Source organism: Maribacter spongiicola (assembly GCF_004364165.1).
Classification (GTDB): domain Bacteria; phylum Bacteroidota; class Bacteroidia; order Flavobacteriales; family Flavobacteriaceae; genus Maribacter; species Maribacter spongiicola.
The window spans coordinates 14155-16598 of record NZ_SOAY01000006.1 but is presented as its reverse complement, the minus strand read 5'-3'; the positions used below and the strand labels follow the sequence as shown (position 1 = coordinate 16598).

Here is a 2444-nt window from a genome sequence, read left to right as displayed (position 1 = left end):
GCTACATCTGGATCTGTTCCGATTGCGTCTTCCTGGGCAGTCGTCAATCCGTCGCCATCACAATCGCTGTCCGGCAACGCCGTACCTCCAACATGATCACAATCATCTAAAGGATTTGTTCCGTCCAATACTTCTTGACCGTCAAGAATACCGTCATCATCAGAATCTGAATCGTTAGGATTCGTGTCTAACATAACTTCTTCTCCGTCTAAGAGTCCGTCATTATCAGTATCCGGATTATCGATATCAGTACCTAGGGCAACTTCTTCGTCAGTTGTTAATCCGTCTTCATCACAATCGCTATCTGCTAAAGGATATCCATTCACAGAACTACAATCATCTAAAGGATTTGTATTATCAACATTGACTTCTTGTCCGTCATTAATTCCGTCACCATCCGTATCCGGATTATTTGGATCAGTACCTATAACTACTTCTTCATTATCATTGATGCCGTCATTATCAGTATCAACCGAAATTGTTACTGCTCCCGTTCCTGTATTTCCAGAGTTATCTGTAGCTTTAATATTAATTACATCTTGATCTACTAGAGTTGGGAAGCTACCTGAATCTGGAGTTGCCGTTTCCGAATCTAAACTCCAATCGCCACTGGCATCGGTAGTCACGGTATAGGTTACATCAACAATATTATCTCCGTCCGTATCCAACTCAATAACCAAATTTTCGTTGGCATTACCTTGACCGGTTAATACTGGAGTACTATCTATAGTTGAAAAACTATCGACCGTAGGATCCGTAAGATCAAGTACTGCAGCATCTGTAGCACTATCAAGACCAACGTTACCGGCAACATCCGTAATAGTAGCCGTTACGACAATCGTACCCAAATCACCAGGGTTCGCGATAACCACATCAATAAAGCCATTAGCTACATCGTCAGCAGTAAGCACCACATCTTGTGAGTTGCCATTACCATCTGTAATCGTTACCGTATCGCCTGCAAATGTCTGAGCAGGAAGCGTTACACGCGCATCGATATCACCGGACAGTTCATCAATACTGATTAAACCATCATTATTGGTATCTTCTATAATTTCTACTGTCGGAGCCAATGGATCTGTAAGATCAAGTACCGCTATATCAGTAGCACTATCAGGACCAACGTTACCAGCAACATCTGTAATGTTCGCTGTTACGACTATGGTTCCTGCATCTCCTGAATCAGTAATTATTACATCAATAAATCCGTTCGAGATATCAGTTGCAGTTAGGATAACATCTTGTGAGTTACCATTACCATCGGTAATCGTTACCGTATCGCCTGCAAATGTCTGAGCAGGAAGCGTTACTCGCGCATCGATATCACCAACCAGTTCATCAATACTGATTAAACCATCATTATTGGTGTCTTCTGTAATTTCTACCGTTGGTGCTGTTGGATTCGTAAGATCAAGTACTGCAGTATCTGTATTACTATCAGTACCAACATTACCCGCAACATCTATAATGTTCGCTGTTACGACTATGGTTCCCGCATCTCCTGGATTAGTAATTATTACATCAATAAATCCGTTCGAGATATCAGTTGCAGTTAAAACCACATTTTGTGAATTACCATTACCATCTGTTATGGTTACCGTATCACCTTCAAATGTCGGTCCAACTAAAGTAACTCGCGCATCAATATCTCCCACCAGTTCATCTTCACTGATCAAACCATCATTGTTGGTATCTTCCGTAATTTCTACCGTTGGCGCACTTGGATCCGTAAGATCAAGTAGTGCCGTATCTGTATTACTATTTGGACCAACGTTACCAGCAACATCTGTTAAATTTGCAGTTACAGTAATCGTATTTCCATCACCAGGGTTGGCGATTACAACATCAATATATCCATTAGTAATATCAGTTGCAGTCAAGACCACATCTTGTGAGTTACCATTACCATCGGTAACTGTTACGGTATCTCCTTCAAATGTCGGTCCAACTAAAGTTACACGAGCATCAATATCTCCCACCAGTTCATCTTCACTGATGATACCGTCATTATTTGTGTCTTCCGAAATTTCTACTGTTGGCGCACTTGGATCTGTAAGGTCAAGAACTGCAGTATCCGTATTACTATCTGGACCGACATTACCAGCAACATCAGTTACATTTGCAGTTACAGTAATCGTATTACCATTACCAGGATTGGCGATTACAACATCTATAAATCCGTTAGTTACATCTGCTGCAGTTAATATCACATTTTGTGAGTTACCATTACCATCGGTAACTGTTACGGTATCTCCTTCAAATGTCGGTCCAACTAAAGTTACTCGGACATCAATATCACCTACCAGTTCATCTTCACTGATTAAACCATCATTATTTGTGTCTTCCGTAATTTCTACCGTTGGCGCACTTGGATCCGTAAGATCAAGTAGTGCCGTATCTGTATTACTATTTGGACCAACGTTACCAGCAACATCTGTTAAATT

General features: G+C 41.0%; 1 protein-coding gene. It reads right to left on the bottom strand.

All coding sequences use genetic code 11. The features are described 5' to 3' along the window. Window positions 1-2444 (bottom strand): beta strand repeat-containing protein (locus tag CLV90_RS19140; RefSeq protein ID WP_243835234.1); only part of this gene is annotated, 2444 nt, incomplete at both ends.